This is a genomic window from Ancylobacter sp. GW821-FHT10E12, assembly GCF_058809335.1.
The window spans coordinates 1-3,815 of record NZ_JBXASN010000041.1 but is presented as its reverse complement, the minus strand read 5'-3'; the positions used below and the strand labels follow the sequence as shown (position 1 = coordinate 3,815).

Sequence of the window (3,815 nt, the reverse complement as noted above, 5' to 3'; positions counted from 1 at the left end):
CCCCTGTCTTGCGTGTCGCGGCGGCGTCGGCCAGCGCCCTGCCGGAGCACCGCCGCCCCGCCCTCCCGGCTGTTCAGTGCGCGAGGTTCTTGACGATGTCCTCGACCATTTTCTTGGCGTCGGCGAACAGCATCATGGTGTTGTCGCGGAAGAACAGCTCGTTCTCCACCCCGGCATAGCCCGCCGCCATGCCGCGCTTGATGAACAGCACCGTCTTCGCCTTCTCCACGTCCAGGATCGGCATGCCGTAGATCGCCGAGCTCGGGTCGGTCTTCGCCGCCGGGTTGGTCACGTCGTTGGCGCCGATCACGAACGCCACGTCCGCCTGCGCGAATTCCGAGTTGATGTCCTCCAGCTCGAACACCTCGTCATAGGGCACGTTGGCCTCCGCCAGCAGCACGTTCATGTGCCCGGGCATCCGCCCCGCCACCGGGTGGATGGCGTAGCTGACCTCGACGCCCTCCGCCTTCAGCCGGTCCGCCATCTCTCTGAGAGCATGCTGCGCCTGCGCCACCGCCATGCCGTAGCCCGGCACGATGATCACCTTGGCGGCGTTCTTCATGATGAACGCCGCGTCCTCCGCCGAGCCCTGCTTGACCGGCCGCGTCTCCACCGCCCCCGCAGGTCCCGCCGCCGCATCGCCGCCGAAGCCGCCGAGGATCACCGACACGAAGCTCCGGTTCATCCCCTTGCACATGATGTAGCTCAGGATCGCGCCCGACGATCCCACCAGCGCCCCGGTGATGATCAGCGCCGTGTTGCCCAGCGTGAAGCCGATGCCCGCCGCCGCCCAGCCGGAATAGGAGTTCAGCATCGACACCACCACCGGCATGTCGGCGCCACCGATCGGGATGATCAGCAGCCCGCCGAACACCAGGCTGGCGATCACGATCAGCCAGAACACCGCGTGGCTCTCGGTGAGCGTCAGCACCACCACCAGCAGCACGATCAGCGCCGCCAGGCCGGCATTGATGACATGGCGCATCGGCAGCAGGATCGGCTTGCCCGACATGTTGCCGTTGAGCTTGGCGAAGGCGATCACCGAGCCGGTGAAGGTGATGGCGCCGATGGCGACGCCGAGGCTCATCTCCACCAGCGCCTGGCCGTGGATGGCGCCCGGCGCGCCGATGCCGAACGCCGCGGGGGCGTAGAGCGCGGCGGCCGCCACCATCACCGCGGCGAGGCCGACCAGCGAGTGGAACGCCGCCACCAGTTGCGGCATCTGCGTCATGGCGATCTTGCGGGCGATCACCGCCCCGGCGCCGCCGCCGATGGCGAGGCCGCCGATCACCAGCGCCCAGCCGCCCAGACCCGCCGGCGGCGAGGAGGCCAGCGTGGTCAGCACCGCGATGGTCATGCCGACCATGCCGAACAGATTGCCCTGCCGCGAGCTCGCCGGGCTCGACAGCCCGCGCAGCGCCATGATGAACAGCACCCCGGAGACGAGGTACAAAAGCGCGACGATATTGGCGTTCATCCCGTCGCCCTCACTTCTTCTTCGAGTACATGGCCAGCATCCGGCTGGTCACCAGGAAGCCGCCGAATATGTTCACGCTCGCCAGCACCAGCCCGATGAAGCCGAAGCCGCGCGCCCAGCCGGTGCCCTCCACCCAGGCGCCGTTGGCCGCCACCGTGTCGACCCCGACCGCCAAGAGCGCCCCGACCACGATCACCGAGGAGATGGCGTTGGTGACGCTCATCAGCGGCGTGTGCAGCGCCGGCGTCACCGACCACACCACGTAATAGCCGACGAACACCGCCAGCACGAAGATGGCGAGCCGGAACACGAACGGGTCGATCGCCCCGCCCGACAGCGCATGCGCCGCCGCCCCGGCGGCATCACTGACGCCGCCTGAGTGCACCGCCTGCGCCGCCGCCTCCGCATAGGCCTGCGCCGCCTCCGCCGCCCGCTTGGCGATCTCGGCCGCCGCCCGCGCGGCTTCCAGCGCCTGCGCCGGATCCGCCGGCACGCTCGATGGATTGGCCATCTTCCCTCTCCCCGTCCTTCCCGGGTCGGCCGAGGCTCTCATGCCTGCGCCGCCCGCCGCCTCGCCTCGACCGGGCGCCGCTCCGCCGCCCCGGCCTCTCATCGTTTCTCGTTATGCGGCGGGAGCACCGCCCCCGCCTGAAGATCGCTGCCGGGCCGCTCGCCCGGCATGTGTCGTCGGGCCGCGTCCGGCGAGACCGGTGCAAACGGGAGAGACGCTCCCGGAAGCCCGACACGCGGAGCCCCCTCACCCCACCCCTCTCCCCGCGGGGAGAGGGAGCGGGCCGTACAGGCCTGGAGCGCCCTCTTCACCTCTCCCCGAGGGGGAGAGGTCGGCGCGTCGCGCCGGGTGAGGGGGAGCACCGCCGGGTCCCGAAGAACGCGGGGCTCCGCCCACTCCTCAGCAGGAGGAAGGAGACCTTGGAGACGTCCCGTCTTCCGGCAGAGAGGCGTCACGCCCTCATGGGAAGAACGGTGCAACCGGCGGAACCGTCCTCATCCTGAGGTGCGAGCCCTCGGGTCTTGCCTCCGGCAAGCCCAAGGACAAACTCCTCCGAGCCAAGGACGCACCCCCGCGCCGCAGCCGCGCGCCGCCCAGGGCCGGACCCCGAAGGTTAGCCCCGAAGCCCCGTGCCCCGAAGCCCCGTGCCCCGTGCCCCGAAGCCAGGCCCCCCTGCCGCACGCCTCCGGCGACCTCGGGCCCCCGCCCTCACGCCGCCGCCGTGCTCTCCACCTTGCCGCCGAAGGACGGGTGCACCACCGCCCCGCCCCGCGTCAGCAGCGTCGCCTTCACCAGCTCGTCGTCCCACTTCACCCCGAGCGCCTTCGACCCCTTGTCCACCAGCGTCTCGACGAAGGCGTACAGGTTCTTGGCGTAAAGCTGCGACGCCGTCGCCGCCAGCCGCCCCGGCACGTTGAGATGGCCGACGATCCGGACCCCGTTGCCGGTGGTCACCACCTCGCCCGCCACGGAGCCTTCGACATTGCCGCCGCGCTCCACCGCCAGGTCGACGATCACCGAGCCCGGCTTCATCGACGCCACCATCGCCGCCGACAGCAGCTTCGGCGCCGCCCGCCCGGGGATCAGCGCCGTGGTGATCACCACGTCCTGCTTGGCGATATGGCTCGCCACCAGCGCCGCCTGCTTGGCCTGGTACTCCGCCGACATCGGCTTGGCGTAGCCGCCCGCCGTCTCGGCCTGCTTGAACTCGTCATCCTCCACCGCGACGAACTTGCCGCCGAGGCTCTCGACCTGCTCCTTCGCCGCCGGCCGCACGTCGGTCGCCGACACCACCGCGCCCAGACGCCGCGCCGTCGCCACCGCCTGCAGCCCGGCCACGCCGGCGCCCATCACGAACACCCGCGCCGCCGGCACCGTGCCCGCCGCCGTCATCATCATCGGGAACGCCCGGCCGAACTCCGCCGAGGCGTCGATCACCGCCCGGTAGCCGGCCAGGTTGGCCTGGCTGGACAGCACGTCCATCACCTGCGCCCTTGTGATGCGCGGCATCAGCTCCATGGCGAACAGGCTCACCCCGGTCGCCGCGATCTCGGAAAGCGCCGCCTCGTGGCCATAGGGATCGGCGATGGCGATCACCAGCGCCCCGGGAGCGACCCCCGCCAGGTCCGCCGCCAAAGGCCGCCGCACCGCGAGCACGACATCCGCGCCCTGCCCCGCCGCCGCATTGCCCGCCACCACCGACGCCCCCGCCGCCGCGTAGTCCGCGTCCAGGATCCCAGACCCCACACCAGCCCCCGACGCAACAAAAACCGCCGCCCCAAGCGACACGTAACGCTTCACCGTGTCGGCAGACGCCGAAACCCGGGG

At 71.1% G+C, this 3,815-nt stretch carries 3 protein-coding genes; all 3 read right to left on the bottom strand.

Annotation, left to right across the window (positions count from 1 at the left end):
- Positions 1-73 precede the first annotated feature (73 nt).
- Positions 74-1,477: an NAD(P)(+) transhydrogenase (Re/Si-specific) subunit beta gene (locus AC1RU4_RS26185; protein WP_492894787.1), complete on the bottom strand. Its 1,404-nt coding sequence runs from the start codon at positions 1,475-1,477 to the stop codon at positions 74-76.
- 10 nt (positions 1,478-1,487) lie between these two features.
- A complete protein-coding gene (locus tag AC1RU4_RS26180) occupies positions 1,488-1,988 on the bottom strand; it encodes a proton-translocating transhydrogenase family protein (RefSeq protein ID WP_492894785.1) in 501 nt (166 codons plus the stop codon).
- A gap of 708 nt (positions 1,989-2,696) precedes the next feature.
- On the bottom strand, positions 2,697-3,815 hold a 1,119-nt coding region (locus AC1RU4_RS26175), incomplete at its 5' end, for an NAD(P) transhydrogenase subunit alpha (RefSeq protein WP_492894783.1).